We start from the raw sequence: 24,447 nt of genomic DNA on the forward strand, positions 1-24,447 counted from the left end.
GACGACTCGATGAGTGCTTCCGCCCCACCACCGCCCGAACTCGAACAGCCGGTGCGCCGCAGCCGCTTCCAGCGCGTTTCGCTGCGCAACCGGGTCACCTGGCTCGCCGCCGTCTGCGTGGCGGGCGCGGTGGCCCTGGTGTCGGTCGCGGCCTTCGTGACCGTGCAGGACAGCCTGTACCAGCAGCTCGACGACAGCCTCACCGAACGCGCGGTGGACGCGGCGAACGGCCCGCTGGTGCGCACCAACAACCTGCAGCAGGTGCCGGTGGCGTTCTTCGTGGCCAGCAACTTCAAGATCAACGTGCTCTCCGCCGACGGCACCGCGGTCGGGCCAGACCGCCGTCCGCCGATGAGCTACGCCGAGCTGGCGGTGGCCAAGGGCGAGTCGCAGCGCTCGCTGCGCACCGATCACGCGACCAACAGCCGGGTGATCGCGGTGCCGAGCGGCGACCGCGCCGCGCTGGTCATGTCCACCTCGCTCAAGCCCACCCAGAGCACGCTCGCGCGGCTGAGCTTCGTGCTGGTGGTCATGGGCGGCGCGGGAATCCTGCTGGCCGCCGCCGCGGGCACCGCCGTCGCGCACGCGGGCGTGCGGCCGGTGCAGCGGCTCAACGCCGCCACCGAGCGCGTCGCGCTCACCGGTGATCTGCGTCCGATCCCGGTCACCGGTGACGACGAGCTGGCCCGGCTGACCATGAGCTTCAACGGGATGCTCTCGGCGCTGGCCGAGTCGCAGGAGCGCCAGCGCAGGCTCGTCGCCGACGCGGGGCACGAACTGCGCACCCCGCTGACCTCGCTGCGCACCAACCTGGAACTGCTGCTGGCCTCGGCCAAGCCGGGCGCTCCGGAATTGTCCGAGCAGGACCGCGACGAGATGTTCGCCGATGTGCAGGCCCAGGTGGAGGAGCTCTCCGCGCTGGTCGGCGACCTGGTCGAGCTCGCGCGGGAGGACGCGCCGCAGGCCGTGCACGAGCCGCTGGAGCTGGTCGAGGTCATCGAGCGGGCGTTGAGCCGGGCCCGGCTGCGCGCGCCGCGCGTGGAGTTCACCGTGCGCACCACGCCGTGGACGATGATGGGCGATGCGACCGCGCTGGAGCGCGCGGCGCTCAACCTGCTGGACAACGCCGCCAAGTGGAGCCCGGAGGGCGGCGTGGTCCGGGTCGAGCTCTTCGTCGAGGAGAGCACCGGGATGGCCGCGTTCGAGGTCGCCGACAGCGGGCCGGGCATCGCCGAGGCCGACCGGCCGTACGTCTTCGAGCGCTTCTACCGCTCCTCGGATGCCCGGACCCAGCCCGGCTCCGGGCTGGGGTTGTCGATCGTCAAGCAGGTCGCCGAGCGCCACGGCGGTTCGGTCTGGGCCGGGGCGGCTCCCGAAGGGGGCGCGTTGCTGCACATGTCACTTCCCGGGAACCCGCCGAACACCGAACAGCAATGAACATCAACTAGCACCCGCTGCCGCGAACTTTCACCTTCATTGCCATTATTGCGTCAGGTAATGTTGTTTTGTGTTGACTTGATGTGCTCTGGCGAGAGGGGGTGGCGGTGCTCGCGCGACAGCGCCAGGAGGTGATCCTGGACGAGGTGCGCCGGACCGGTGCCGTGCAGGTCGGTGACCTGGTGCTGCGACTCGGCGTTTCGGACATGACGATCCGCCGGGACCTGGACACGCTGGCCCGCCGCGGCCTGGTGGAGAAGGTCTACGGCGGCGCCACCTCGACCGTCGGGCGCAGCACCGACGAACCGGGCTTCGAGGTCAAATCGGTGCGCCAGCTGGCCGAGAAGGAGGCCATCTCGCGGCTGGCGGCCGAGCAGGTCCAGCCCGGCACCGCGATCGGGCTCTCCGGCGGGACCACCACCTGGACGATGGCCCGGCACCTCGACGACGTCGCCGACCTGACCGTGGTCACCAATTCGGTGCGGGTGGCCGATGCGCTGCAGCAGCGCGGGCGCGTCGACCGCACGGTGGTGCTCACCGGCGGTGTCCGGACCCCCTCGGACGCGCTGGTCGGGCCGGTGGCGGTGCAGTCGCTGCGCTCGCTGCACCTGGACGTGGTCTTCCTCGGGGTGCACGGGATGGCCCCGCGCGCCGGGTTCACCACGCCGAACCTCGACGAGAGCGAAGCCAACCGGGCGTTCGCCCAGGCCGCGAGCCGTCTCGTGGTCGTCGCCGACAGTTCCAAGTGGTCGACCATCGGAATTTCCACGATCGTCGACTTCGACGAGGTCGACCTGCTGATCAGCGACGAGGGCCTGCCGCAGGACGCGCGTGCCGAGCTCGGCGAGCACTTGGAGCTGGAGCTGGCCGATCAGCAGGGTGTTGAGGAGGAAGAACAACAGTGAAGCGCACCTCGCGTCGGCTGGCCGACGGGCGAGAGATCGTCTACTTCGACAGCGACGCCGCACCGGACCGCACCGCCGAGGACGCCCGGGACCTGCCGCCGCAGGAACCCGCCTCGGAGATGCGCCGGGACCCGCTCACCGGCGAATGGGTGGCCATCGCCGCGCACCGGCAGTCGCGGACGTACAAGCCGCCGGCAGGTTCCTGCCCGCTGTGCCCGAGCACGCCGGAGCGTCCCACCGAAGTCCCCGAGCCCGACTACGAGGTGGCCGTCTTCGAGAACCAGTTCCCGTCCTTCGCGCAGGGGATCGCGGTCGGGGAGTCCACCGTGCCCGGGATGCCGATGGTTCCGTCGGCGCCCGCCAGCGGGCGGTGCGAGGTCGTGTGCTTCACCTCCGACCACGACTCCTCGTTCGGCGCGCTGAGCCCGGAGCGGGTGCGCGGCGTGGTGGACGCCTGGGCCGACCGCACCACCGCGCTCGGCGAGCTGCCCGGGGTGGAACAGGTCTTCTGCTTCGAGAACCGCGGCGAGGAGATCGGCGTCACGCTGCACCATCCGCACGGCCAGATCTACGGCTACCCGTTCGTCACGCCGCGCACCGAGAAGATGCTGCGCACCGCCGAGGAGTACCTGCAGCGGCACGGCAGGCACGTGATGGGCGACGTGCTGGAGGCGGAGCGCGCCAGCGGCGAGCGGGTGATCATCGACTCCGAGCACTGGACGGCGTTCGTGCCCGCCGCTGCCCGCTGGCCCGTCGAGGTCAACGTGGTTCCGCGTCGTCAGGTGCCCGACATCGCCGCGCTCACCGACGCCGAACGCGATGACTTCGCCAACGTCTACCTCGACGTGCTGGGCAGGCTCGACGGTCTCTACGACCGCCCGCTGCCCTACATCGCCGCCTGGCACCAGGCCCCGGTCAACACCGGGCGCGATCTGTCCTGGCTGCGCCTCGAGGTGTTCTCCGTGCTGCGCTCTGCCGACAAGCTCAAGTACCTCGCCGGATCGGAGTCCGGCATGGCCGTCTGGATCAACGACGTCACCCCGGAACAGATCGCCGATCGCTTGCGCTGAGGTGGTCGAGGACAGGTCGCAGGTGGCGCGGGAGGAAGATCACTCGGAATCTCCGGGACTTATCATCCGTGGCCACAGCCGGATCTCAGGCACTTCTCAGACGCCGGGAGCAGAGTAGAACCATGACCGATCACACCCCGGAACCCGGCGACAAGCCGGACGAACCCAAGCCGCGCGAGGGCGCGGATGCGGGCGACACACCTAGCGCCGGGGTGCCGCCGCAGCAGCCCGCGCAATCGGGTGACCAGCCGCAGTCAACGCCGCTGAGCCAGCAGTCGACGGACAAGATGGAGTCACCGCAGCAGCCGCACGCTTCGCAGCAGCCCTACACCGGTCAGCAGCCGCCCTACGCGGCCCAGCAACCGCCGCCGTTCTACGGCCAGCAGCAGCACCAGACCCAGCAGTTCCAGCAGCCGTGGCAGCAGCCCTACGGGGCCGCTCCGGCCCAGCGGCAGAAGCCCAAGCGCCGCGGCATGGTTGCGGGCGTGGCGGTGCTGGCGCTGGTGTGCGGCCTGGTCGGTGGTGGCGCGGGCGGCGTCATCGGGTACCAGCTCAGCGGCAGCGGCGGTTCGAACAACACCGCGCTCGAGCAGTCCCCGCCCGCCCGCAGCGCCAGCAACGCACCGGCCGGTTCCGTGCAGCAGGTAGCGCAGAAGGTCCTGCCCAGCGTGGTCCAGCTGCAGGTGCAAGGCATGCAGGGCTCCGGTGAGGGCTCGGGCATCGTGCTCAGCTCCGACGGGCTGATCCTGACCAACAACCACGTCGTCGAAGGCGGCCAGGGCGGTCAGATCAAGGCGATGTTCCACGACCACCGCTCCGCATCGGTCGAGGTCGTGGGCACCGACCCGAAGTCCGACCTGGCGGTGGTCAAGGCCGACATCACCGGCTTGACCCCGGCCGAACTCGGGCGCAGCGACGACCTGCCGGTGGGGGCGCCGGTGGTGGCCATCGGTTCGCCGTTCGGCCTCTCCGGCACCGTGACCAGCGGCATCATCAGCGCCAAGGACCGCCCGGTGCGCGCGGGCGGCGAATCCGGCAGCCAGGACACCGTGCTCAACGCGCTGCAGACCGATGCCGCGATCAACCCGGGCAACTCCGGTGGTCCGCTGGTGGACATGGACGGCCGCGTGGTCGGCATCAACTCCGCGATCTACAGCCCCGGATCGGGTCAGCAGCAGTCCGGTTCGGTGGGCCTGGGCTTCTCGATCCCGATCGACCAGGCCCGGCGCATCGCCACCGAGCTGAAGAACACCGGTCAGGCCTCGCAGACCACGCTCGGCGTGGTGATCATGCCCGGTGACCGGCCCGGCGCGCTCGTCCGCAGCGTCTCGCCCGGTGGGGCGGCCGAGAAGGCGGGCATCAAGCCGGGCGAGCTGATCACCAAGTTCGGCGACCGGGCCATCGAGGACCCGGACTCGCTGGTCGCGGCGGTTCGCTCGCACAACCCGGGCGACAAGGTCGAGGTCACGCTCAACGGCGGCGGTGGTGAGCGCACCGTCGAGGTGACGTTGACCGGCCAGCCGGGCTGACCCGCGCGTCCCGCGACTTCGCGCGAGGTCGCGGGATCGCTCAGACCGCACGGCCGATTCCGGTCGTGCTCGCAACGTTGGCCGGGCCGCGGGCTTGCCCCCTTCCTGCGTCGCGGCCCGGCCGGCGCTGCGCCCGTGCACCGGGCGCACTTTCGCAACTCGGAGGAACCCATGTTCGACAAGCCGAGCACCGTCACCGCGAGCGGGACGCCGAATTTGGTGGATCTCACCGACTCCCTTGACCTGACCGAAGCCGACCTTGGCACTACGGTGAGCGACATGGAACGCAGCGCGCAGCGGCTGGGACGGGCTCTGGTGGTCGTGGTGGACGACCGGATCGCTCAGAGCGAGCAGGAGGACAACATCGGTCCACTGGTGACCGAGTTGCTGGAGGAGGCGGGATTCATCGTCGACGGCGCCGTGGCGGTCGCCGGCGAGACAGTGGACATCCGCAACGCGCTGAACACCGCGGTGATCGGCGGTGTGGACGTGGTGATCACCGTCGGCGGCACCGGCGTGTCCCCGAGGGACGTCACCCCGGACGCGACCGCGGGCGTGCTGGACCGGCCGATCCCGGGCATCGCGGAGGCCCTGCGCGCCTCCGGGCTCGCCGCGGGGGCGGTCGACGCGGGCGTCTCGCGCGGTCTCGTCGGCGTCTCCGGCAGCACCCTGGTGGTCAACCTCGCGGGTTCGCGGGCCTCCGTCCGGGACGGCATGGCCACGCTCACCCCGCTGGTGGCACACGTCATCGAGCAGCTCTCCGGAATCGACGCTCCCTGACGAGTCGCCCTTGACGAAACGCAGCGGCGGCGGCCCGAGCGGGCCCCCCGCCGCTTTGTTTCGGTCAGTTCTTCGGGCCCGCGTTCGGGTCGTCCGGTTTCCCGGTCGAATCCGCGTTGCCGGAGCCCGATCCCTCGTCGCCCTTGGGGGACTGGCCGTTCTGGTCCTTGTTGATGACGCCCTCGACCTTGTTGCTGACCGATTCGATCTGGTCGTGGTACTTGCCACCGGTGGCCTTGTCGACGCGTTCCTTGGCCGCGTCGATGCCCTTGGACGCACCGGGACCCGCCTTCTCGGCCAGCTCACCGGCCTTGCCCTTGGCTTGGTCCGCCAGCCCCTTGGCCTTGTCCAGGAAACCCATAATCGCCTCCAGCGGCATCGGATTGAGCCATGCCTGCACCACCAAGGGTAACGGAAGTCACAGCGGTTGACGCCTGCCTGTTGGTCGAACCCGTGGCCAGCGGGACCATGGAGGTGTGAACAGCGAAGAAGCGCCCCGCTCCGGGCAGGCGGCCCGGAGCGCGGACACCGACGAACGAGCCAGGAAGCGCAGGCTCGCCGAGATCTTCGGCGACGTCCTGCCGGAGGAGACCTCGGACGACCGGCCCGATCCGGGGCAGGCGCGCGGCGATCGGTGGTACGAGGAGAACCGCCCGCCGCATCACGGCTGACGACCGCCCCGCACTCGCGGCGGAAGGGTCAGCTCTTGCTGTCGGGCACCGGGCTCCCGGCTCGGCCGTCGACCTCGGGCGGACCCTGCTCGCGGCGGAGCAGATCGCGGATCTCCAGCAGCAGCTCCACCTCGGTCGGCTCGGCGGGCCCGGCCTCGGTGTCCTTCCCGCGTCGCTCGGAGATCTTCTTCAGGGGCACGACGAACAGGAAGTACACCACCGCGGCCGTGATGAGGAACGTGATGACAGCGTTGATCACCGCGGCGAAGTCGATGATCGACGCCGGGTTGCCTTCGACCAGCTGGTAGGAGAGCCCGTGCACGTTGTCGCCGCCCGAGGCTGCGATGAACGGCTTGACGATGTTGCTGGTGAAGGCGGTGACCAGGGCGGTGAACGCCGTGCCGACGACCACGGCCACGGCCAGCTCGATCACGTTGCCGCGCATCAGGAAGTCCTTGAATCCGCTGAGCACGCTGCAGCTCCTCTCCGCGTGATGGGCCGTGGGCCACCCCGGTCAGGCGACGAACCGCGATACCGGGTGACCTGCGCTAGCCGAATGCTCAGCGAAGCGTAACCGTCACCTGCTGCGTCAAGGATTTCGCCGCCACCTTGGCGGCCGAGTGCTCCGGCAGCTTCACGAACAGCACGCCGCCCCGCTCGGGGCCGGTGCCGCCGGGACCGGCCTCCGGAGCGGAAACCACGGCCGCATCGGTCGCGAGCACGGACCCTTCGCCCGATGCTGCGGGCTCCGTGACGATGTCCACCCGCCTGCCCGGCCGGAGGAACTTCGCGATGTCCGGATCGGCCAGTCGTATCGGCGCCGCGACCAGCGCGGGCTCGTGCGCAGGCGCCGCGTCCGCCCGTTGGTCCGGTGCTGCGGTTCGTTGGCCGATCGCCAGTGCGGCCGCCAGCAGCAACAGCGCAGCGGCGACGACGCGCCGGGCCAGTAGGGCCCCGCGCCTGCCGCGCAGCGCGACGAGGCGGTCGAGCAACTTGGCGTTGAGTTCGCGGACCATCGGCGCACTCCCGGGTTCGGCGGATCGGTTCCGGCGAAGCTAGGCAGTGCCGATGGCGGGCGGGAAGGACGAACCGCGAATCTGTGGATGAACCGGCCCGGTGTGGATAACTCGCCTCACACCTCCGGTGGACGGCCGGGTGCTCGGCGCAGACGAAAATCGCCGACCGCTCGTCCGAGCGGTCGGCGATGGGGGAGAGCTGCGATCAGGAAGCCGCCGGGGCGCTCGAGGAACTGCTCGAGGAGGCCGACGAGCTCGACGACGCGGACGAGCTGCCCGACGAGTCGCTCGAACCGCTGCCGGAGCCGCTGCCCGAGTCGCCGCTCGACCCGGACGAGCCGTTGGAGCTCGACCCGTTGGAGTTCGACGACGAGGTGCGGTTGTCCGTGCGGTAGAAACCGCTGCCCTTGAACACCACGCCGACGGCGTTGAACAGCTTGCGGAGTCGGCCGTCGCACTGCGGGCACTCGGTGAGCGAATCCTCGCTGAACGACTGCACCTGCTCGAAGCGGTGATCACATGCGGTGCAGGCGTACTGGTAGGTGGGCACGGCCGCGAACCTCCGAAACTAGGCTTGGCACTCGAACTACAGGAGTGCTAATAGAATAATGCGTCAGGATGACTACCCAGCGCAAACCTCGTTGCGTCACATCGGCAGCTCGCGCACCCCGCCGCTGGGCGTGATCACCCAGGTCATCAGCACGTCGTGCGATTCTCCGGGGAGCTCGGGCACGAACTCGGCCTCGCGCACCACGCCGATGCGCGCCGCGTCCGGATTCGCCAGCGGCAGCGAGCGGTCGTAGTGACCAGCGCCACGTCCCAGCCGGACGCCCCGGTGATCCACCCCGAGCGCGGGCACCAGCACCGCATCGGCCTGCGCGATCGCCGACGCGCCGAGTCGATCGCCGGCCGGTTCCAGCAGCCCGTAGGTCGCGGGTTGCAACGAGTCCGGGCCCGTGTACTCGGCCCAGTCCAGCGGAGACGCGCGATCGACCACGATCGGCAGCAGCACCCGCAGACCCGCCGAGCGCAGCACGGCGGGCAGCTCCCCGCCCGGTTCGCCGCCGACCGGCACGTAGGCCGCGACCGTGTTCACCCCGCGTTCGCCGAGCCAGCCGGACAGCACCGGGTGAAGTCGCTCGTCATCGGCCGCGCGGACAGATTTCTCGAGCCCACGGCGCTGCTGCAACAGTTGGTCGCGCCACTGCGATTTGGACGTACGGAATTCATCCAGTGTGCTCACAGCTCCACTGTAGGGCTCCCCGATAAGCTGCGGCGTTATGAGCAGCCCGACGAGCACGCCGACCGCGTTCCGGACCGCCATCGTGCCTGCGGCAGGCCTGGGAACCAGATTCCTGCCCACCACGAAAGCGGTGCCCAAGGAGTTGCTCCCGGTCGTCGACACCCCAGGGATCGAGCTGGTGGCCGCGGAGGCCGCCGAGGCGGGGGCGCACCGCCTGGTCATCGTGACCTCGCCGGACAAGAAGGCGGTCACGGAATACTTCCAATCCAGCCCCGAGCTGGAGCAAACCCTCGAAGCGCGCGGCAAGGACGACCTGCTGCGCAAGGTGCAGCGAGCGCCCGAGCTGATCAGCGCCGAGACCGCGCTGCAGGACAAGGCGCTCGGCCTCGGCCACGCCGTCGGCTGCGCCGAGGCGAATCTCACCGACTCCGACGAGGCCGTCGCGGTTCTGCTGCCCGACGACCTGGTGCTGCCGACCGGCGTCCTGCGGCGCATGGCCGAGGTTCGCGCGCACCACGGCGGCAGCGTGCTGTGCGCGTTCGAGGTGCCGGACGAGAAGATTCCCTCCTACGGGATCTTCGACGTCACCGATACAGGTGAGGATGACGTCAAGCGGGTGCACGGCATGGTGGAGAAGCCCAAACCCGCCGACGCGCCGTCGAACTTCGCCGCCGCGGGTCGATACCTGCTGGACCGGGCCATCTTCGACGCCCTGCGCCGCATCGAGCCCGGCGCCGGTGGCGAACTTCAGCTCACCGATGCCGTAGCGTTGCTGATCTCCGAGGGACACCCGGTTCACGTCGTGGTCCACAGCGGTGGGCGACACGACTTGGGAAATCCTGGCGGTTTCCTCAAAGCTGCGGTGGACTTCGCGCTAGCGGATCCCGAGTACGGGCCGGACCTGCGGGACTGGCTCGCCGAGCGGATCAACAGGAGCTGAGGCGATCGCGCCAGGAACGCGGTGTCCCGGCGCGATGCAGCGGGGAAAGGCGAACAGCCATGAGGTCAGTGGACGAGCAGCTCGCACGAGTGCTGCAGGCCGCCGTCCGGCCCGCACCGGTTCGCGTGGCGATCTCCGAGGCGCAGGGCTTGCTCTGCGCCGAGGAGGTCGTGGCCGAGCGGGCGCTGCCCGGATTCGACCAGGCCGCCGTCGACGGTTATGCGGTGCGCAGCGTGGACGTGCAGGCCGCCGACGAGGAGACCACCGTGCTGCCCGTGGTCGGCGAGATCCCGGCCGGATCTCGCCAGCCGCGCAGACTCCAGCCCGGCCAGGCGGTGAAGGTGGCCACGGGCGCGCCGTTGCCGACCTTGGCCGATGCCGTGGTGCCGCTGGACTACACCGACCAGCACCCGGCCAAGGTCACCCTCAGCAAGCCGGTGCCCTCGGCGGCGTTCGTACGCCGCACCGGTGAGGACGTGCAGACCGGTGACGTCGCGGTGCGCCGCGGGGCCCCGATCGGTTCCGCGCAGGTCGGGCTGCTCGCCGCGGTCGGCAGGGACAAGGTGCTGGTTCACCCGCGCCCCCGCGTGTCGGTGATCTCGCTCGGCGAGGAGCTGGTCGACGTGGACCGCACGCCCGGCCAGGGCCAGGTCTACGACGTCAACTCGTACGCGCTGTCGGCGGCCGCTCGCGACGCCGGTGCCGAGGTGACCAGGGTCGGCATCGCCAACAGCGATCCGCGCAGGCTGCGCGAGGTCGTCGAGGGGCGGCTGCTGCTGTCCGAGATCGTGGTGATCGCCGGTGGCGTCGGCGGAGCCTCGGGCGCCGAGGTCCGCTCCGCGCTGGCCGACCTGGGCGAACTCGACGACGACCGGGTGGCCATGCAGCCCGGCTCGGTGCAGAGCTTCGGGCGCCTGGGCCCGGACGAGATTCCCACCTTCGTGCTGCCCGGCAACCCGGTCAGCGCGCTGGTGGCCTTCGAGGTGCTGGTCCGGCCGCTGATTCGCTCCGCCCTGGGCAAGCAGAACCCGCACCGGCGCACGGTGTCGGCCGAGCTGCTCTCCCCGATCACCGCGACCTCCGGCCGGCAGGGCTTCCTGCGCGGGCAGCTGGTGCGCGATCCGAACAACGGCTCCTACCTCGTGCAGCCGCTCGGTACGTCCGGCTCGCACCTGCTGGCTTCGCTGGCCGAGGCCAACTGCCTGATCGTGATCGACGAGCACACCACGGAGGTCGCCGCGGGCGAGGACGTGCAGGTTCGGTTCCTCTCGCAGCGCGCCTGAGCCGTCGATGCAGCCGACCGACCTTGATGGGCTCCCGATCGGCCGCCACCCCGGGTGGCCCGCCCGGCTCGGCCCGCTGATCACGGCTCGGGGATCGGTCGCTCTGCGGCCGCCCCGGCTGGCCGACGCCGGAGCGTGGAGCAGGACCCGGCTCAGCGATCGCGATTACCTGCAGGAGTGGGAGCCCACCGCGTTCGGCGGCTGGCAGGAGCGCAACTCGCGAATGGCCTGGCCCGCGCAGTGGATCGCGCTGCGCGGGATGGCCCGGCGCGGGCAGATGCTGCCGTTCGCGATCACCGTCGACGGTGCGTTCGCCGGCCAGCTCACCGTCGGCAACATCGTGCGCGGCGCGCTGCGCTCGGCCTGGATCGGCTACTGGGTCGCGCAGGACAAGGCTGGCGGCGGCATCGCGACGGCCGCGGTGGCGCTGGCCACCGATCACTGCTTCCGCCGCGTCGGTCTGCACCGGCTGGAGGCCACCGTGCGCCCGGAGAACGACCGCAGCGTGCGGGTGCTGGAGAAGGCCGGGTTCCGCCACGAGGGGCTGTTCAAGCGCTACCTCGACGTCGCGGGAGCCTGGCGCGATCACTACGTCTACGGCTTGACCACCGAGGACGTTCCGGACGGCGCCGTGTTCCGGCTGATCCGCGCCGGCGGCGCGAGCCGTCCCTGAGCGCTCCCCGCCGGCCGGCCGCTCGTTCGGGGCCGGAATCCGACACGCCGGGGCCGAGGGTGCCGACGATCGGCGGGTCGGTGCGGTTCTCTTGACCTGAGGCGGGTGTGGCTCGGCGTGGCAGCGAGACAGGAGTGACGGTTGTGACTAGCGTGGCGGTCGCAGATTTGTGTACTGCCGGTGGCCAGGGGGAGGTGGCGCAGCATGCCGAGCTCATTGATCTTCGCTGCGTTGGCGGCGGCATGGCTGGTCGTCCTGGTGCCGATGTTCGCCCGCCGCAGGCAGGAAGTGTCCAAGACCACCGACTCCGCGCTCGCCGCACGCGTCGTGCGGCGGGGTAGCGATCGGCGACCGGAACGCTCCGGAGCCGCGACAATCGACCGGGTGGAGGAGTACGGCATGCCCGACACCGAGCAGGACCAGGCCGACATCGACGCCGAGCTGGACACCGAGCAGGAACCGGAGGACGCCGACTGGCGCCCGGTGAACAGCGACGACGCCCGCGCGGGCCGGCGCTACCGCCCCGGCCGCGGCGGCTACGACCCGGAGGCGGCCGCGCTGGCCGCTCGCGCCAAGTACGCCCGCAGGCAGCGCATCGTGCTGACCATGCTCCTGCTCGCGGTGACCACCGGGATCCTGGCCGCTCTGGTGACCTCGGTGCTGTGGTGGCTGCACGCGGCCGTCGACCTCTCGCTGGTGGGATACCTCACGTACCTGCGTCGGCAGGTCCGGATAGAGGAGGACATCCGCGCTCGCCGCCTCGCCCGGCTCAACGGCGAACACGACGTCGAGGCCGAGCCGGAGTACGAGGAGGAGTACCCGGAGGAGCAGGACCGCGAAGCCCGGGCCGATTACCCGCGCGCGGAGCGCGTTCCCGAGCTCGACGAGTTCGAGGACGACTACGACTTCGACGCCGAGTTCGACATGGAGCCCGAGGCGCACCTGGATCGCCACTTCGGCGCCCAAGACCGGGCCGCCGACATCCGGCCGCCCGTGCAGCGCGGTGTCCGCGTCGAGATCGACGACGAGGACCCCATGTTCGACGACCTCGACGAACGCACTTGGGAGCCCTACCGGCGCGCGGTCGGGGAGTAGCCCCAACCGCCATTCGGGGGGTGCTGCGAAAGGCCCGATCCCCGGTTGATAAGCTATCGACACAACAAAGCCGGAGCGATCCGGCGAGGGGCTGTAGCGCAGTTGGTAGCGCGTCTCGTTCGCATCGAGAAGGTCAGGGGTTCGATTCCCCTCAGCTCCACCCAATAAAAGGCTCGTGCTCGCGGAGAGCACGAGCCTTTTTGTGTTCCGCGTATCCATTGCGGGAGCCGATCCCGCCGCGAGCTCCGCGATGCTGGCTCGATGGGTTGGCGAGCTGGGCGCGTTGGTCGTGGAGCGGAACAGGTTCGCAGTCGGAGCCGGATTCGGCGTCGGGTGGGGGAGTTCCTCCGCGGCTGCGGTCCGCTGGTCGGCGAGGACGGTTAGAGGTACTACGACGACCGCACGATGATCCGGGACGCGGCCACCGCCTTGTGGCACGTGCGCCATGACCCGTGCCGAACCGGTCGATCCGCTGACACCGTGCTGGACGCGCTCAACCACGCGTGCCGCACCGTCTTCGACGGCGAGCCCGAGCATCACGACGACATCGCCACCGAAGGCCGCGTGACTCCCGGGGTTGCGCGCGCCAGCACGCCCCGGCTGACCGTTGACCTGCGCGCAGCTTCTACCGCGCAGCCGCCCAGGCGGTGCGCTCGGTGCGCACGGCGAGACCGGGTTGGCGCAGCACGTGGTTCGGGCTCTCGGCGTCGAGCAGCTGATCGAGCGCCGCGCGGTCGTCGGGGGAGAGCTCCTCGGCGACCGCCCGGCCGATGCGCTGCAGGCTCTGCAAGGCGTAGCGCCCGACCGCCTCCGAGCGGGCGGCCTCGATGTCGATCGTCAGCGCTCGCTGCCCAGCGAGGGTGAACCCGGTGCCGGCGAGCACGGATCCCCAGTCGGCTCCGCGGTGCCGCAGGCGCTCGTTGGCGCGGCGGTCGGTGATGGCGTGGCAGCGTTCCTCCAGGCCCGGTTGGTGCGCGGGGCCGTCGGCGGGCAGGAACCGGGGGAATCCGCTGAGCTCCACCACGGCGAGCACTCCGCCGGGAGCGAGGAGGTCGTGGATCCGGCGCAGCGCCTGCTCGGGTTCGGCGACGTGGTGCAGCGAGGCCGAAGCCCACACCAGGTCGGGTTCGCCGAGCTCGGGCCACGTCGCATCGAGATCGGCCTGGACGGTGCGCACGCGGTCGGTCAGACCGAGCTCGTCGGCCTTGACCGCCAATCGCTGCAGGTGTTCGGCGGAGGAATCCACGGCGGTCACCTGCGCCTCGGGGAATCGGGCGAGCAGGGCGAAGGTGCCCGTGCCCGTCCCGCTGCCGAGGTCGATGACATGCCGGGGCGGGGTCTGCACGGGCAACCAGGCGACGATGTCGGCGTTGTGCTCGCCGAGCACCTCCGCGTCGAGGTCGAGGATGTCACCGTGCGAGTGCTGGTGGTTGCGGGATTCGTGGCTCATGACGCCACGCTAGGCCGACTGTGCTTTGCGAGCACAGCATTTTGCCTGCAACGCAAGAAGGTCGTCGTTCCGTTGCCCGGACGCGCAACGAACCAGGTCAGGACTTCTCGGGCGAGTGCGCGCGGCGGGCGTCCCGGTCGAAGATGCCCAGGAGCTCGCACGGCCCCTCAGCCGCGCCGATCGCGTGCGGAAGCATCGTCGGGAACTCCGCGGCCTGGTTGGTCTCCACCCGGAAGCGCCGATCGCCCAGCATCAGGATCGCAGTCCCCGAGAGCACGACGATCCACTCGTGCCCCGGGTGCGCGCGCATCCGCGCCGGGTTGTCCGGTGGCGGATCGGTCATGCGGTGGCGCATGACCGACATGCCGGGCTCCGCCTTCATCGCCCACCGCAGCACCCCGTGGGCCCCGTCGATCATCGGACTGCTGATCACGTCGTCGGTGTCCGTCTCGACCAGCTGGTCCAGCGAGGTGTCCAAGGCGCGGGCGAGCGTGACCAGCTGGTCCAGCGCGATGCGCCGCTGGCCGTTCTCGATCCGGCTGAGCGAGGACGGGCTCATCGTCGCCCGGCCGGCCAGCTCCTCCAACGACCAGCCCTGCGCGACCCGCAGCGCGCGGATCCGCCTGCGCACCAGTCCGTCCAGCTCGTCTTGCGCCATGCCCGCGATGCTATAGCCGCGGCCTGGACCCGGAAGATCCTGCGATGGCTGCCGGGGTTGACGCCCACGGTCCGGATGTGGAAGTTGCTGGTCGTGGGCAGCCCGGTCTGGGCCGCGATCCGCTCGACGGTGTGAACGGAGCTTTCAGCAGCTCTTGGGCGTGCCGGATCGCCTCGGTGGTGCAGCGGGTGACCGTGCGGCAGCCCATGCCCGCCGCCTCGGCGATGTCGGTGAGCGCGAGGCTGCGGTGCGCGTTCTGCTCGATCAGCAGGCGGGCTCGTGCTCGCGGGGCGCGAGCGTCTTCGCGGGCTAGGTCGGACCTGGGCAGGTGCCCTGTGGGTGGCTGTTCTTGGCGTGTTCTCGCCTGATTTGGCCTTTGTGAGTTCTTCGGTTCGCTACGGCTGCGCGGTGCTGCCACGCTGGCTTGCCAGCCCGGTTCTCGGCGCGGTGTTCGCGAGCCGTGCGTTCGCAGCCCCGGTGCCCGGTATCGGCTGGGCGAGGTCGGACGTGAGGTGGAGAGGGGTGCGCGTGGTGACGGCGACGAACGCGGTGAAGGACGAACGGCAGGCCGGCGGCCTGGTCGTCGAGGTGATCGAGACGACCTCGCTGGGGGACCGCAGCTACCTCGTCAGCGATGGTGAAGTGGCGGTGGTGATCGACCCGCAGCGGGACGTGGACCGGGTGATCGCGGTGGCGGGACGGCTCGGCGTGCGGATCGCCCTGGTGCTCGACACGCACGTGCACAACGACTACGTCTCGGGCGGCCTGGAGCTGGCCCGCCTGACCGGTGCCGAGTACGGGTTGGCCGCCGCCGACGAGGTGCCGTTCGAACGGCGTCCGCTCGCCGATGGCGACGTGGTGCAGCTGTCGCCGCGGATGCGGGTGCGGGCGCTGGCCACGCCGGGGCACACCTTCCACCACCTGTCCTACGCGCTGGAAGGCGCGGAGGGGCCGGTCGGCGTGTTCACGGGTGGATCGCTGCTGTTCGGCACGACCGGCCGCACCGACCTGCTGGGGCAGCAGCACAGCGAGGAGCTGGCCCGGCACCAGCACGCATCGGCGCAGAAGCTGGCCTCGATGCTGCCCGACGGCGCGCAGATCTGGCCGACCCACGGTTTCGGCAGCTTCTGCTCGGCCACCCAGGCAACGGGCGACTCGGCCACGCTCGGCGAGCAGAAGTGGATCAACCCGGCGCTGACGTTGGCCGAGGGCGACTTCGTCGAGCAGACGCTGGCCGGACTGGACGCCTACCCGGCGTACTACGCGCACATGGGCGTGCAGAACACCACCGGCCCGGAGCCGTTGGACCTGCGCGAGCCGGTGCGCGCCGAACCCGAGGAGTTGCGGAGCCGCTTGGATCATGGGGAGTGGGTGGTGGACCTGCGCTCCCGCAAGGCCTACGTGGTCTCGCACCTCGCCGGAACGGTCAGCCTCGGCTTGGACGGACCGATGGTGACCTGGCTCGGCTGGATGATCGACTGGGGCGCCCCGATCACGCTGCTCGGGGAGTCCCGCGAGGAGGTCGGCGCGGCCCAGCGCGAGCTCGCCCGCATCGGCATCGACAAGTTCGCCGGTGCTGCCGCGGGCACCCCGGAGGAGTTGGCCGCCGACCGGAGTCAGCTGCGCAGCACGCCGACGGCCACCTTCTCCGACCTGGCGGCCGCGCTGGCAGGCGACTCCGACGGGTTCCCGGCACCCGAGGTGGTGCTCGACGTGCGCACCAACAAGGAGTTCGCCGCGTCCCACATCACCGGCGCGGTGCACATCCCGCTCTACGAGCTCAAGGACCGGCTCGGCGAAGCACCCGCAGGCGCGGTGTGGGTGCACTGCGGCAGCGGCTACCGGGCCACCGCGGCGACCTCGCTGTTGGAGGCCGCAGGCCGCACGGTCGTGCTCGTGGACGACACGTTCGACGCCGCTGCAGCGGCGGGCGTGCCGATGACCGAGCCGGGCGAGAGCAGCAGTTCTTCCTGAGGCGGTATTTCAACTCGGGGCTTTGCGTGGCCGGTGCGGGTGGCGGAAGCTGACGCGCCGCGTGGCTGCGGGATCCGCTCCTTGAGTGGCGCGGCGTGCCGAAGGCTCACAGTTTTAGGCAAAACTGTCACCAGAGCCGTCGCGTGGCTGACCACACCCGGGATGCGCACCTCGTCATCGGGCAATCCATCAATTCCGTGGAATAGCTGTGGAAAAGCCGTTGAAGGCGGGATCGTCCACACCGACTTTCGTCTGATCTTGCGCGGACCACAGGTTCTGCGGGAGCCGTTGATCCTGGGTTATCGGCGGCGTTTCCCAGTTCTGTGGCTGAATGTGGTCCGCTGCTTGCTTTCTCGGACTTCGTGTGCGTTTGAGTTTATTGGTGTTCGGGTGTGATGATTTCGGTCCTTTTGGGGGTATGGCAGATAGGTCTACACCGGCAGACTTCGTGATCGATCACGAGAGGATCAGCCGCCTTTCGAGGTGGTCTCGTTGTCTCAGGAGGTATCCCCATGGTTTCTCGTCGGCGGTTTCTCGGATATTCCGCAGCGGCCCTGACCTCTCCGTTCTGGGCCCAGGCGATCAGCGCCCCGTTCGCCTCGGCAGCCCCGGAGAGCTTGAAGTTCGTGTTGAAGAACGACTCGGGCTCCCCGGCCAACGCCTACATCGCCGGGTTCTCGGGCGCCGAGGGCAAGGCGGTGTTCATCCGCCCCGATGGCACCTCGTACTTCCCGGAGGCCGGTGGCCCCGAGCCGCAGCCGCTGGGCGAGGACCCGTCCATCCCGGTGGACGGCACCGTCGAGGTCACCGTTCCGCGCATGTACGGCTCGCGGGTCTACTTCGTGACCAACGACAAGCTGGACTTCCAGGCGGTGCAGGGGGCCGACGGCACGACCTCGATCGTGCATCCGAACTTCGTCTCGGACAGCGACTCGAACTTCGGCAAGGACTGGACGTTCGCCGAGTTCACGCTCAACGAGCAGCAGCTCTACGCCAACATCAGCTACGTCGACTTCGTCGCCGCGCCGGTCTCGCTGCACCTCAAGGCCGCCAGCGGTGAGCAGAACGTTCCCGGTATGCCCACCGGCGGGCTGGACAGCGTCGCGCAGGGCCTGCGCGACCAGGGCGGCAACTGGTCGAACCTGGTGCAGGAGGCGAACGGCAGGGTCGTGCGCGTGCTCAGCCCGATGCACCGGGGCGATGACTTCGCGGGCTACTACGAGCCCTACGTCGACGAGGTGTACTCCAAGTACGCCGCCGAGCCGTTGTTCGTCGACACCCAGCGCGACGACCTCGGCGTCCTGGAAGGCCGGGTCGAAGGCAACGAGCTCGTCTTCGGCGGGGAGCGCTTCGCCAAGCCGTCCACGATCGACATCTTCAGCTGCAACAGCGGGCCGTTCGCCAACAACCCGGGCAGCGACTCGCAGGAGCGGCTGGCGATCGTGCCGCGGCTGGCCGCGGCGTTCAACCGCAGCACGATGCTGATCAACAACGAGCAGCCGCACGGAGAGGACCCGGCCACCTTCTACCAGCACGACGTGACCAGCCACTACGCGCGCGTGGTGCACGAGAACCTGCCCGACGGCAAGGGTTACGCGTTCGCCTACGACGACGTGAGCTCGAACGCGGGCGAGGACCACAGCGGCAAGGTCAACGCGGGCGAGCCCGAGGTGTTCACGCTGACCCTCGGCGCCGCGCGCTGACCCTGCTGAACGAACGAACGGCGACCAACCCGCGTGCGACGTGAGTTGGTCGCCGTTCGCGTTCGCGCGGGTGGTCAGGCGCCGGGCTTGCGCGCGACGCAGAGCACCGACTGCCCGAAGGGGACCGGCACCAGCTTCTCGATGAACCTGGTGACCGGGACGACGAAGCGGTCGTAGATCGATACGAGCTTCGGGTTCGGGGCGCCAGCGCCGCCCTTGCGGACCGCTGCCCACCAGGCGAAGGCTCCGAGGAAGTTCACCGGCTTGGCGACCTCGACGGTCAGCCCCGCGCGTTCGCAGGCGTCGCGCAGCGTCGCCGGCGTGTAGCGGCGGTAGTGCCCGACCTTGCGGTCGAACTCCCCGTAGAGCCGCATGTAGCCGGGCACGAACAGGATCACGTTGCCGTTCGGCTGCAACGACGTCGCCAGCGAGCGCAACGCGCCCGCGTCGTCCTCGATGTGCTCCAGCACGTTGATCGCGATCAGCGACTCCACCGGCTCCTCGAGCACGGATCCGGCGTCGATGTCGAACTGCTGGGACTCGATCTCGACGCGGTTGGTGAATCGGATCTTCATCCGGCGCACGGCTTCCGGGTCCACGTCGGTGACCACGTAGCGGTCACGGCTGGTGAACCCCTCGGCGAACTCGCCGAGCCCTGCGCCGATCTCCAAGACGGAACGGCCGCAGTGCGCTGCGATGAGCTCGCGCTGATAGGCCATGTAGCGCGGTTTGCCGCCATCGTTCTCCAGCCCACGGCCGGTTGCTGCGCTGAACGCGCCTTCCCCCTGCTGTTCCTCGGTCACGGCTTCTCCTGTTGTCAGCTTGGACGGGCCGACCGGCCTCGGCGCGAGCCCCGGAACACCCTCAGCGCCGCGAGACCTGGATCGTCGCGGCCAACGATCTAGACCATCCGGCGCTCGCGCATCGGTGGCAGACCCCAAAACCAGTTCATTCCTTCGGCTGACGCGAGAAGGCGAGGGCTACCCGATCACCTGGGTGGTCCACTCGGACCGGTCGTAACCGACGGCGCGGACTCGGTTGAGGAGGCCTTCGGGGTCTCCAGCACAGGGCGGGAATCGAGGAAGGCGGGCACCCAGGCCTGCATGCCGTTCTCGGTCGTGCGGGCATCCGCCTGCTGCTTCGCCTCGGCGCCCTCGCCGAGGGCGATGGTCACCGAAGAACCCTTGAACACGTAGACGAGTGACGTCTTGAGCCTCGCCGAATCGGCGTTCAGCGGACGTTCCACGTGCGCGGTGACCTCGTCGATGGACAGGTCGTAGGAGAAGCGCAGCACGATCACCGCCCGCTGCTTCGGCGTGAGCTCCGACAACGCCTCGCGCAGGTCGAGCACTTCATCGCGCGTCGGCGCCGGCGACCGGTTCCTTCGCCGAGCGGTCCAGGTCGACGAGCCCGCGCCAGCCGGTGCGCTGCCGTCGAAGTCGTCCGCGCGCTGCGCGCGGTGCCAGCTGGTGCAGAGCTTCGCGACTGGTCCGCGTCAGGTCATCGGCGCGATGCCAATCCCCGCACAGCAGAAAGGCGCAGCCACCGGGCTCCCGACGTCACGTGCTGGGTGGATTCGGTACCGAGCCGGATCTCGCACCCATCGGCTCCGTCGTCCTCCCTGCGGCCCGGCTGCTGGTTGGCGCCATCCGAAGCCGCGGAAGGTTGTCGGCGAGCTCGATCAGCTTCCCGCGCGCCTGCGCGCGGCTCCGTCCAGCAGTGCTCCGACCGTGCGGGAGGCCGGAGCGCTCGTCGCCGCTTCGGCCAGCAGATCGGGATCGAGGCGCAGGAACTCGGCGAGATGGCGCTGAGCCGTGGTCGGCTCGCCCAAACCGGCCGGAACCGGTGGCTCGACGTACTCGTCGGCTTCCCGCTCGAAGGCGAGTTCGTCGCGTTCCCAGGTGCCGTAGGCGGCCAGCCAGGCCAGGTAGAGCGGCCGGAGGTCACCCGCGAGCAGCTCGTCGCGCAGCGGCAGCAGCTCGTCGAAGAGCAGATCGGGTTCCCCGAGCGCCTCGTCGGTCTCGTCCTCGCTGGTCAGGTCCAGGATCACGAAATCCTCGGAGGTCCAGGCCTCGACCAGCCCGGGCACGGAGAACGGCTGCACCCGGTCCGGTTCCGGGCGACGCAGCCGCAGCATCAGCCTGCGGGTTCCCCAGGCGGTCAGGTTCAGGTGCGCGTCGAAGCGGGTTTCCATCAGCACGTCCGGATCGCCGTGGAGATCGCCCTCGGACTTGATCAGTCGCAGCGCGGAGATCGCCGCGTCGGGATCCAGTTCGCGCAGCTCCGCGCGCCCTTCGTCGTCCAGCGGCCGCTCCAGCGCCCGGAATTCGTGGTACTGGTACTCGCTCACGTTGAAAAACCCCGCAACGGTTGGGAACCGGAGCACTCAGATTACGCACCGCGGCGGGCAAAAGTACCGCCCGGCGCTGAAACGACGCCGGGCGGTTCGCAGCTGAGATCCGAGGTCGGGTTCCCGCGGCGGGGGTCCCGCGGGAACCCGACCTCCTCTTCGGGGAGCACCGGTCCGGCGTGCGGCCGCAAATGGGGGGTGTTACCGCGCACCGGGCCGGGACGGGGGCTGTGGTCAGCCGGAGCAGGCCCGGGGTGGGCGTGCCCACCTCGAATCAACTCCGGCTGCGTCGCCTCCGAGTCCTCACGCGCTGACGGCCAGCCAGGTCGAGCGCCCCGCCTGCGTCGGCACCCAGCACCCAGCGGTGTCGACGCCGGTTTCGGGCAGCGGATCGGACAACGTCAGCAACTCGCCGATGACCTCCGCGGCCTTGCCGTGCGTGCGCCACAGCACCTTGCTGGGGAACAGCACGTCCGGCTCGTCACCGGGGATTCGCGCGGCGTCGGCATCGTTCTCCCCGAAGAGCTGGAGGATGTCGAAGACACCGCGGTGCACGCGAATGCCGATGACGGCGACCAGGCTGCCGTTGGCATCTCGTGGGTGGGTGAACTGAAAGTCTCGCGCGACCAGGGCTTGCAGGCCGTTCGTAATCTCGTTCATGGCGCCACTTTTTCCGTCGTGGGGGCTCAGACCATGGCTTCGGCCGTTCAGGCGATCAGATCGTCGAACTCGCCGTCTTTGGCTCCGTTGAGGAACGCTTCGATCTCGTCCCTGCTGTAGACCAGAGCCGGGCCCTCGGGGTAGCGCGAGTTTCTGACGGCGACACCGCCATCGACCAGAGGCGCAAGCTCGACGCAGTTGCCGACCGCTCCGCTGTGGTGGCTCTTGCGCCACACCACGTTCGGGAGCTGCTTCGCAGGCATGCCGTTCTGGATGTTCGGCATACGAACTCCCACCCTTTCCCCGACTAGCTCTTGCACGGGCCATCTGCACGTGCAGTTGACCGTGCACTAAAGCTAGCACTCGCAGGTGCACGGGTGAATGCACGTGCAGCCCATTGTTATCCGCTTCACATTCGCGGATTTCAGCCGCGCAGCAGCGGGAAAGTGATCCACCGTGATCGGCGGCATTCCGCGATGCGGAAGATTACCCGCTAGTAGGTGTTTAGGTGATCACGATCAGTGATCGGCGAGGTGCTTGCGGAGGAGCTTGCGGGTGTCCTCCGGAGTCAGCGCGTCGACCGCGAGCCGGTGGCTGACCTTGCTGTAGACCTCGATGTCCTCGGGCTTGTCCAGGTACAGCGCGCCGCAGAGGTGCTCGAGGTAGACGATGTCCGAGATCTCCGGCTCGGCGAATCGCAGAATCGTGTAGGCGCCCTCGGCGGAGGAGTGCCCCAGCGAGAACGGCAGGACCTGCAGCGAAACGTTCGGCAGCTGAGTGGCTTCCAGCAGCGACTCGAGCTGCTCGCGCATCACGGCCCGGCCGCCGATCGGCCGGTGCAGCACCGACTCGTCGAGCACCGCCCACACCCGCGGTGCCTTCGGGCGCACGAACAGCTTCTGGCGCTGCATTCGCAGCCGGACCCGGCGATCGATCTCTTCGTCCGGGAACTCCGGGCGGCCCTGGCTGGCGATCGCCCGCGCGTATCGCTCGGTCTGCAGCAGACCCGGGACGAACTGCAGCTCGAAGGTCTGGATCCGGGAGGCCGACTCCTCCAGGCCCACGAAGTCCTGGAACCACGGCGCGATCAGGTCGTTGTAGCGGTTCCACCAGCCCGGCTCATTGGAGCGGCGGACCAGGTCCAGGAACGACTCGCGCTCGTCGTCGTCGGTGACGCCGTAGAGGGTGAGCAGGTCCTCGACGTCGCGTTCCTTGAACCCGACGCGACCGAGTTCCAGCCTGCTGATCTTGGAGCCGGAGCCGCGGATGGCATAGCCCGCGTCCTCCCGGGATACCCCCTTCGCCTCGCGGAGCCGACGCAGCTGGCTGCCGAGCACGAGACGGCGGGCCGTAGGGCCGCTTCCCGTGGCGCTGTCCGGGGCCACGGGAGACCTCCTGAGGGGTGGGGCGCTACGCCCCATGTCGGTTCCGGCTCGACGAACGTTACGGAGGGGCATAGTAGTGGAATCGGCCCGCGGGTCCAGTGCCTTCCCCGGATCGGCGGTACCCCTACCGGTGAACCTCGGTCCGCGGCGAGATGACGTCCGGTGGACATCATCGCCAACCGCGGTCGGAGTCTCCGGCGGCCTCTTCCGGCGTGCACCCTCGCGCATCTCGCGTGGGCGACGGTGCAGAACGCGCCCGAGATCACCCGAACGACGCAGTCGGCCGGAGTGCTCCCTCGGCTCGCGAGGGCGCCCCTGGCCTCGGCAAAGTCGGTCGATAAGCTGCCGCCGTGCTGACTGTGTCGACGGTGAACGTGAACGGACTGCGCGCCGCCGCGAAGAAGGGGTTCGTCGAGTGGCTCGGCGAAACCGGCGCGGACATCATCTGCATGCAGGAGACCCGCGCTGAGCCGGAACAGCTCACCGCCGAGGTCCGCGAGCCCGAGGGCTGGCACACCAACCTGGCCCCGAGCTCGGCCAAGGGCCGCTCGGGCGTCGCCATCTACAGCCGTGCCGAGCCGCAGGCGGTCCGCGTCGGCTTCGGCTCCAGCGAGTTCGACGACAGCGGTCGCTACCTGGAGGCCGACTTCGCCGGGCTGACCGTGGCCAGCCTGTACCTGCCCAGCGGTGAGGTCGGTACGGATCGTCAGGACGAGAAGGAACGCTTCATGAAGGAGTTCGGCGAGTACCTGGCCGGACTTCGCGAGCGCGCGACCTCGCAGGGGCGCGAGGTCCTGGTCTGCGGCGACTGGAACATCGCGCACCAGGAAGCCGACCTGAAGAACTGGAAGGCCAACCGCAAGAACGCCGGCTTCCTGCCGGAGGAGCGCTCCTGGATGACCGACGTCCTCAACGGCGGCTACGTCGACGTCGTCCGCTCCCTGCACCCCGAGGGGCCCGGTCCGTACTCCTGGTGGAGCTACCGGGGCAAGGCCTTCGACAACGACTCCGGCTGGCGCATCGACTACCACTTCGCCACTCCCGGCCTCGCGGACCGGGCCACTTCGGCGGTCGTCGAACGAGCCCCGACCTACGCCGAGCGCTGGAGCGACCACGCCCCGGTAACAGTCACCTACGCTCGCTGAGGTCTGACAGCTTTGCCTAAAACTGCAGCGGGTTCGTGCCCGAGATCTCCGCACAGTTCTAGGCAAAACTGTCACCGCACCCACCGCGCCGAGGCGTGGTGCAGCCGAAGAGCTCGTCGTCGACCAGGAACGCGTAGTGCTGCATCTGGATAGCGACCGGGGGTTCGGCGAATTGCAGCAGAACTCCCGCGTCGAGCTGGACGTTGGTGAACAGTCCCCACGAGGGTGCTTCCGGAACCTCCAGCAGTTCGCGGTAGAACCGCGCAGATTCCTCGCGGTCCTTCGCGGCGATGATCGTGTGGTTGAACGTGACGGGCATTCTTCTCCTCCTCGGTTCTTCGATGTCGGCGCGGACTCGAAGAACGGGGGAGGAGCGCGGGCGCCTCGGGCCGGTAGCGAGGTCAGCTCGCTACCGGGTCGCCAATCCGTGCGCGGCTTTTCGCCATCCCGGTAATCACGGAACCCAAAGTAGGTCGATTC

General features: G+C 69.6%; 27 protein-coding genes and 1 tRNA gene. 14 read left to right on the plus strand and 14 right to left on the minus strand.

Going from position 1 to position 24,447, the window contains the following annotated elements; genetic code table 11:
* The first annotated feature begins 9 nt into the window (after window positions 1–9).
* From ABD289_RS06730 to ABD289_RS06750, 5 genes are all read left to right on the plus strand, one after another.
* Window positions 10–1,437 carry a HAMP domain-containing sensor histidine kinase gene (locus ABD289_RS06730; RefSeq protein ID WP_344127752.1) on the plus strand — a complete coding sequence of 476 codons (1,428 nt, stop codon included), beginning with the start codon at window positions 10–12 and terminating at the stop codon, window positions 1,435–1,437.
* A 107-nt stretch (window positions 1,438–1,544) separates the two neighbouring features.
* Entirely contained in the window at window positions 1,545–2,342 is a 798-nt protein-coding gene (locus tag ABD289_RS06735; protein ID WP_344127754.1) for a DeoR/GlpR family DNA-binding transcription regulator, read from the plus strand.
* The gene (gene galT / locus ABD289_RS06740; RefSeq protein WP_344127756.1) at window positions 2,339–3,412 is read left to right on the plus strand and encodes a galactose-1-phosphate uridylyltransferase; all 1,074 of its coding nucleotides are present in this window, start codon (window positions 2,339–2,341) and stop codon (window positions 3,410–3,412) included. Before ABD289_RS06735 ends, galT begins: the two co-directional genes overlap by 4 nt.
* A 122-nt stretch (window positions 3,413–3,534) precedes the next feature.
* The gene (locus ABD289_RS06745; protein WP_344127759.1) at window positions 3,535–4,941 is read left to right on the plus strand and encodes a trypsin-like peptidase domain-containing protein; all 1,407 of its coding nucleotides are present in this window, start codon (window positions 3,535–3,537) and stop codon (window positions 4,939–4,941) included.
* 279 nt (window positions 4,942–5,220) lie between these two features.
* Complete coding sequence (locus tag ABD289_RS06750) at window positions 5,221–5,721, plus strand: MogA/MoaB family molybdenum cofactor biosynthesis protein (RefSeq protein ID WP_344127761.1); 501 nt, start codon at window positions 5,221–5,223, stop codon at window positions 5,719–5,721.
* A gap of 64 nt (window positions 5,722–5,785) precedes the next feature.
* Here the strand turns inward: ABD289_RS06750 and ABD289_RS06755 are convergent, their stop codons facing one another.
* Window positions 5,786–6,124 (minus strand): antitoxin, encoded by a 339-nt coding sequence (locus ABD289_RS06755; RefSeq protein WP_344127763.1) that lies wholly within the window; start codon window positions 6,122–6,124, stop codon window positions 5,786–5,788.
* Window positions 6,125–6,197: 73 nt separating this feature from the next.
* Between ABD289_RS06755 and ABD289_RS06760 the strand changes: the two genes are divergently transcribed.
* Window positions 6,198–6,392 carry a hypothetical protein gene (locus ABD289_RS06760; RefSeq protein ID WP_344127765.1) on the plus strand — a complete coding sequence of 65 codons (195 nt, stop codon included), beginning with the start codon at window positions 6,198–6,200 and terminating at the stop codon, window positions 6,390–6,392.
* A 28-nt stretch (window positions 6,393–6,420) separates the two neighbouring features.
* Here ABD289_RS06760 and mscL read toward each other — a convergent pair whose 3' ends face one another.
* The 4 genes from mscL to ABD289_RS06780 form a co-directional block, all read right to left on the minus strand.
* Entirely contained in the window at window positions 6,421–6,864 is a 444-nt protein-coding gene (gene mscL / locus ABD289_RS06765) for a large conductance mechanosensitive channel protein MscL (RefSeq protein WP_344127767.1), read from the minus strand.
* An 88-nt stretch (window positions 6,865–6,952) separates the two neighbouring features.
* Entirely contained in the window at window positions 6,953–7,408 is a 456-nt protein-coding gene (locus ABD289_RS06770) for a hypothetical protein (protein ID WP_344127769.1), read from the minus strand.
* 205 nt (window positions 7,409–7,613) lie between these two features.
* Window positions 7,614–7,958 (minus strand): FmdB family zinc ribbon protein, encoded by a 345-nt coding sequence (locus tag ABD289_RS06775; RefSeq protein WP_344127771.1) that lies wholly within the window; start codon window positions 7,956–7,958, stop codon window positions 7,614–7,616.
* 96 nt (window positions 7,959–8,054) lie between these two features.
* Window positions 8,055–8,651 carry a 5-formyltetrahydrofolate cyclo-ligase gene (locus ABD289_RS06780; RefSeq protein ID WP_344127773.1) on the minus strand — a complete coding sequence of 199 codons (597 nt, stop codon included), beginning with the start codon at window positions 8,649–8,651 and terminating at the stop codon, window positions 8,055–8,057.
* Window positions 8,652–8,688: 37 nt separating this feature from the next.
* Between ABD289_RS06780 and ABD289_RS06785 the strand changes: the two genes are divergently transcribed.
* The 5 genes from ABD289_RS06785 (at window position 8,689) to ABD289_RS06805 (ending at window position 12,802) form a co-directional block, all read left to right on the plus strand.
* The gene (locus tag ABD289_RS06785; RefSeq protein WP_344127775.1) at window positions 8,689–9,591 is read left to right on the plus strand and encodes a UTP--glucose-1-phosphate uridylyltransferase; all 903 of its coding nucleotides are present in this window, start codon (window positions 8,689–8,691) and stop codon (window positions 9,589–9,591) included.
* A 59-nt stretch (window positions 9,592–9,650) separates the two neighbouring features.
* Window positions 9,651–10,874 carry a molybdotransferase-like divisome protein Glp gene (gene glp / locus ABD289_RS06790; RefSeq protein ID WP_344127777.1) on the plus strand — a complete coding sequence of 408 codons (1,224 nt, stop codon included), beginning with the start codon at window positions 9,651–9,653 and terminating at the stop codon, window positions 10,872–10,874.
* A gap of 7 nt (window positions 10,875–10,881) precedes the next feature.
* Window positions 10,882–11,547: a GNAT family N-acetyltransferase gene (locus tag ABD289_RS06795; protein ID WP_344127779.1), complete on the plus strand. Its 666-nt coding sequence runs from the start codon at window positions 10,882–10,884 to the stop codon at window positions 11,545–11,547.
* 204 nt (window positions 11,548–11,751) lie between these two features.
* Window positions 11,752–12,642 (plus strand): divisome protein SepX/GlpR, encoded by an 891-nt coding sequence (sepX, locus tag ABD289_RS06800; RefSeq protein WP_344127781.1) that lies wholly within the window; start codon window positions 11,752–11,754, stop codon window positions 12,640–12,642.
* Between the two features lie 87 nt (window positions 12,643–12,729).
* Window positions 12,730–12,802, plus strand: a tRNA-Ala gene (locus tag ABD289_RS06805).
* A gap of 465 nt (window positions 12,803–13,267) precedes the next feature.
* On the opposite strand, the gene ABD289_RS06810 is transcribed toward ABD289_RS06805, so the two are convergent.
* Together ABD289_RS06810 and ABD289_RS06815 are read right to left on the minus strand one after the other, a co-directional pair.
* Window positions 13,268–14,092 carry a class I SAM-dependent methyltransferase gene (locus ABD289_RS06810; protein ID WP_344127783.1) on the minus strand — a complete coding sequence of 275 codons (825 nt, stop codon included), beginning with the start codon at window positions 14,090–14,092 and terminating at the stop codon, window positions 13,268–13,270.
* Between the two features lie 97 nt (window positions 14,093–14,189).
* A complete protein-coding gene (locus ABD289_RS06815; RefSeq protein WP_344127785.1) occupies window positions 14,190–14,750 on the minus strand; it encodes a helix-turn-helix domain-containing protein in 561 nt (186 codons plus the stop codon).
* 531 nt (window positions 14,751–15,281) lie between these two features.
* Between ABD289_RS06815 and ABD289_RS06820 the strand changes: the two genes are divergently transcribed.
* Window positions 15,282–16,724 carry a rhodanese-like domain-containing protein gene (locus tag ABD289_RS06820; protein WP_344127787.1) on the plus strand — a complete coding sequence of 481 codons (1,443 nt, stop codon included), beginning with the start codon at window positions 15,282–15,284 and terminating at the stop codon, window positions 16,722–16,724.
* A gap of 512 nt (window positions 16,725–17,236) precedes the next feature.
* Window positions 17,237–18,427 carry a glycoside hydrolase family 64 protein gene (locus ABD289_RS06825; protein WP_344127789.1) on the plus strand — a complete coding sequence of 397 codons (1,191 nt, stop codon included), beginning with the start codon at window positions 17,237–17,239 and terminating at the stop codon, window positions 18,425–18,427.
* Window positions 18,428–18,501: 74 nt separating this feature from the next.
* On the opposite strand, the gene ABD289_RS06830 is transcribed toward ABD289_RS06825, so the two are convergent.
* The 6 genes from ABD289_RS06830 to ABD289_RS06855 form a co-directional block, all read right to left on the minus strand.
* Entirely contained in the window at window positions 18,502–19,230 is a 729-nt protein-coding gene (locus ABD289_RS06830; protein ID WP_344127791.1) for a class I SAM-dependent methyltransferase, read from the minus strand.
* Window positions 19,231–19,415: 185 nt separating this feature from the next.
* Window positions 19,416–19,778, minus strand: coding sequence for an RNA polymerase sigma factor (locus ABD289_RS06835; RefSeq protein ID WP_344127793.1), 363 nt, complete (start codon window positions 19,776–19,778; stop codon window positions 19,416–19,418).
* 330 nt (window positions 19,779–20,108) lie between these two features.
* Window positions 20,109–20,777 carry a hypothetical protein gene (locus ABD289_RS06840; protein WP_344127795.1) on the minus strand — a complete coding sequence of 223 codons (669 nt, stop codon included), beginning with the start codon at window positions 20,775–20,777 and terminating at the stop codon, window positions 20,109–20,111.
* Window positions 20,778–21,080: 303 nt separating this feature from the next.
* Window positions 21,081–21,437, minus strand: coding sequence for a hypothetical protein (locus tag ABD289_RS06845; protein WP_344127797.1), 357 nt, complete (start codon window positions 21,435–21,437; stop codon window positions 21,081–21,083).
* 47 nt (window positions 21,438–21,484) lie between these two features.
* Window positions 21,485–21,721, minus strand: coding sequence for a DUF397 domain-containing protein (locus ABD289_RS06850; protein WP_344127799.1), 237 nt, complete (start codon window positions 21,719–21,721; stop codon window positions 21,485–21,487).
* A 234-nt stretch (window positions 21,722–21,955) separates the two neighbouring features.
* Window positions 21,956–22,858 carry a helix-turn-helix domain-containing protein gene (locus ABD289_RS06855; RefSeq protein ID WP_425564587.1) on the minus strand — a complete coding sequence of 301 codons (903 nt, stop codon included), beginning with the start codon at window positions 22,856–22,858 and terminating at the stop codon, window positions 21,956–21,958.
* Between the two features lie 314 nt (window positions 22,859–23,172).
* Here ABD289_RS06855 and xth point away from each other — a divergent pair, with 314 nt between their 5' ends.
* Window positions 23,173–23,967, plus strand: a complete 795-nt coding sequence (gene xth / locus ABD289_RS06860) for an exodeoxyribonuclease III (protein ID WP_344127804.1) — start codon at window positions 23,173–23,175, stop codon at window positions 23,965–23,967.
* 58 nt (window positions 23,968–24,025) lie between these two features.
* Here xth and ABD289_RS06865 read toward each other — a convergent pair whose 3' ends face one another.
* Window positions 24,026–24,286, minus strand: coding sequence for a VOC family protein (locus ABD289_RS06865; RefSeq protein ID WP_344127806.1), 261 nt, complete (start codon window positions 24,284–24,286; stop codon window positions 24,026–24,028).
* Window positions 24,287–24,447 lie beyond the last annotated feature (161 nt).

Source organism: Saccharopolyspora halophila (genome assembly GCF_039531955.1).
GTDB lineage: Bacteria > Actinomycetota > Actinomycetes > Mycobacteriales > Pseudonocardiaceae > Saccharopolyspora > Saccharopolyspora halophila.

Excerpts from the sequence above, each read along its gene's own strand:
- ABD289_RS06825 (WP_344127789.1), top strand. The coding sequence starts at position 17,237 with ATGGTTTCTCGTCGGCGGTTTCTCGGATATTCCGCAGCGGCCCTGACC.
- ABD289_RS06770 (WP_344127769.1), bottom strand. The coding sequence starts at position 7,408 with ATGGTCCGCGAACTCAACGCCAAGTTGCTCGACCGCCTCGTCGCGCTG.
- sepX (WP_344127781.1), top strand. The coding sequence starts at position 11,752 with ATGCCGAGCTCATTGATCTTCGCTGCGTTGGCGGCGGCATGGCTGGTC.
- ABD289_RS06795 (WP_344127779.1), top strand. The coding sequence starts at position 10,882 with ATGCAGCCGACCGACCTTGATGGGCTCCCGATCGGCCGCCACCCCGGG.
- ABD289_RS06785 (WP_344127775.1), top strand. The coding sequence starts at position 8,689 with ATGAGCAGCCCGACGAGCACGCCGACCGCGTTCCGGACCGCCATCGTG.
- ABD289_RS06855 (WP_425564587.1), bottom strand. The coding sequence starts at position 22,858 with ATGGGGCGTAGCGCCCCACCCCTCAGGAGGTCTCCCGTGGCCCCGGAC.
- ABD289_RS06815 (WP_344127785.1), bottom strand. The coding sequence starts at position 14,750 with ATGGCGCAAGACGAGCTGGACGGACTGGTGCGCAGGCGGATCCGCGCG.
- glp (WP_344127777.1), top strand. The coding sequence starts at position 9,651 with ATGAGGTCAGTGGACGAGCAGCTCGCACGAGTGCTGCAGGCCGCCGTC.
- ABD289_RS06745 (WP_344127759.1), top strand. The coding sequence starts at position 3,535 with ATGACCGATCACACCCCGGAACCCGGCGACAAGCCGGACGAACCCAAG.
- ABD289_RS06730 (WP_344127752.1), top strand. The coding sequence starts at position 10 with ATGAGTGCTTCCGCCCCACCACCGCCCGAACTCGAACAGCCGGTGCGC.
- ABD289_RS06750 (WP_344127761.1), top strand. The coding sequence starts at position 5,221 with ATGGAACGCAGCGCGCAGCGGCTGGGACGGGCTCTGGTGGTCGTGGTG.
- ABD289_RS06865 (WP_344127806.1), bottom strand. The coding sequence starts at position 24,286 with ATGCCCGTCACGTTCAACCACACGATCATCGCCGCGAAGGACCGCGAG.
- ABD289_RS06845 (WP_344127797.1), bottom strand. The coding sequence starts at position 21,437 with ATGAACGAGATTACGAACGGCCTGCAAGCCCTGGTCGCGCGAGACTTT.
- ABD289_RS06810 (WP_344127783.1), bottom strand. The coding sequence starts at position 14,092 with ATGAGCCACGAATCCCGCAACCACCAGCACTCGCACGGTGACATCCTC.
- ABD289_RS06850 (WP_344127799.1), bottom strand. The coding sequence starts at position 21,721 with ATGCCGAACATCCAGAACGGCATGCCTGCGAAGCAGCTCCCGAACGTG.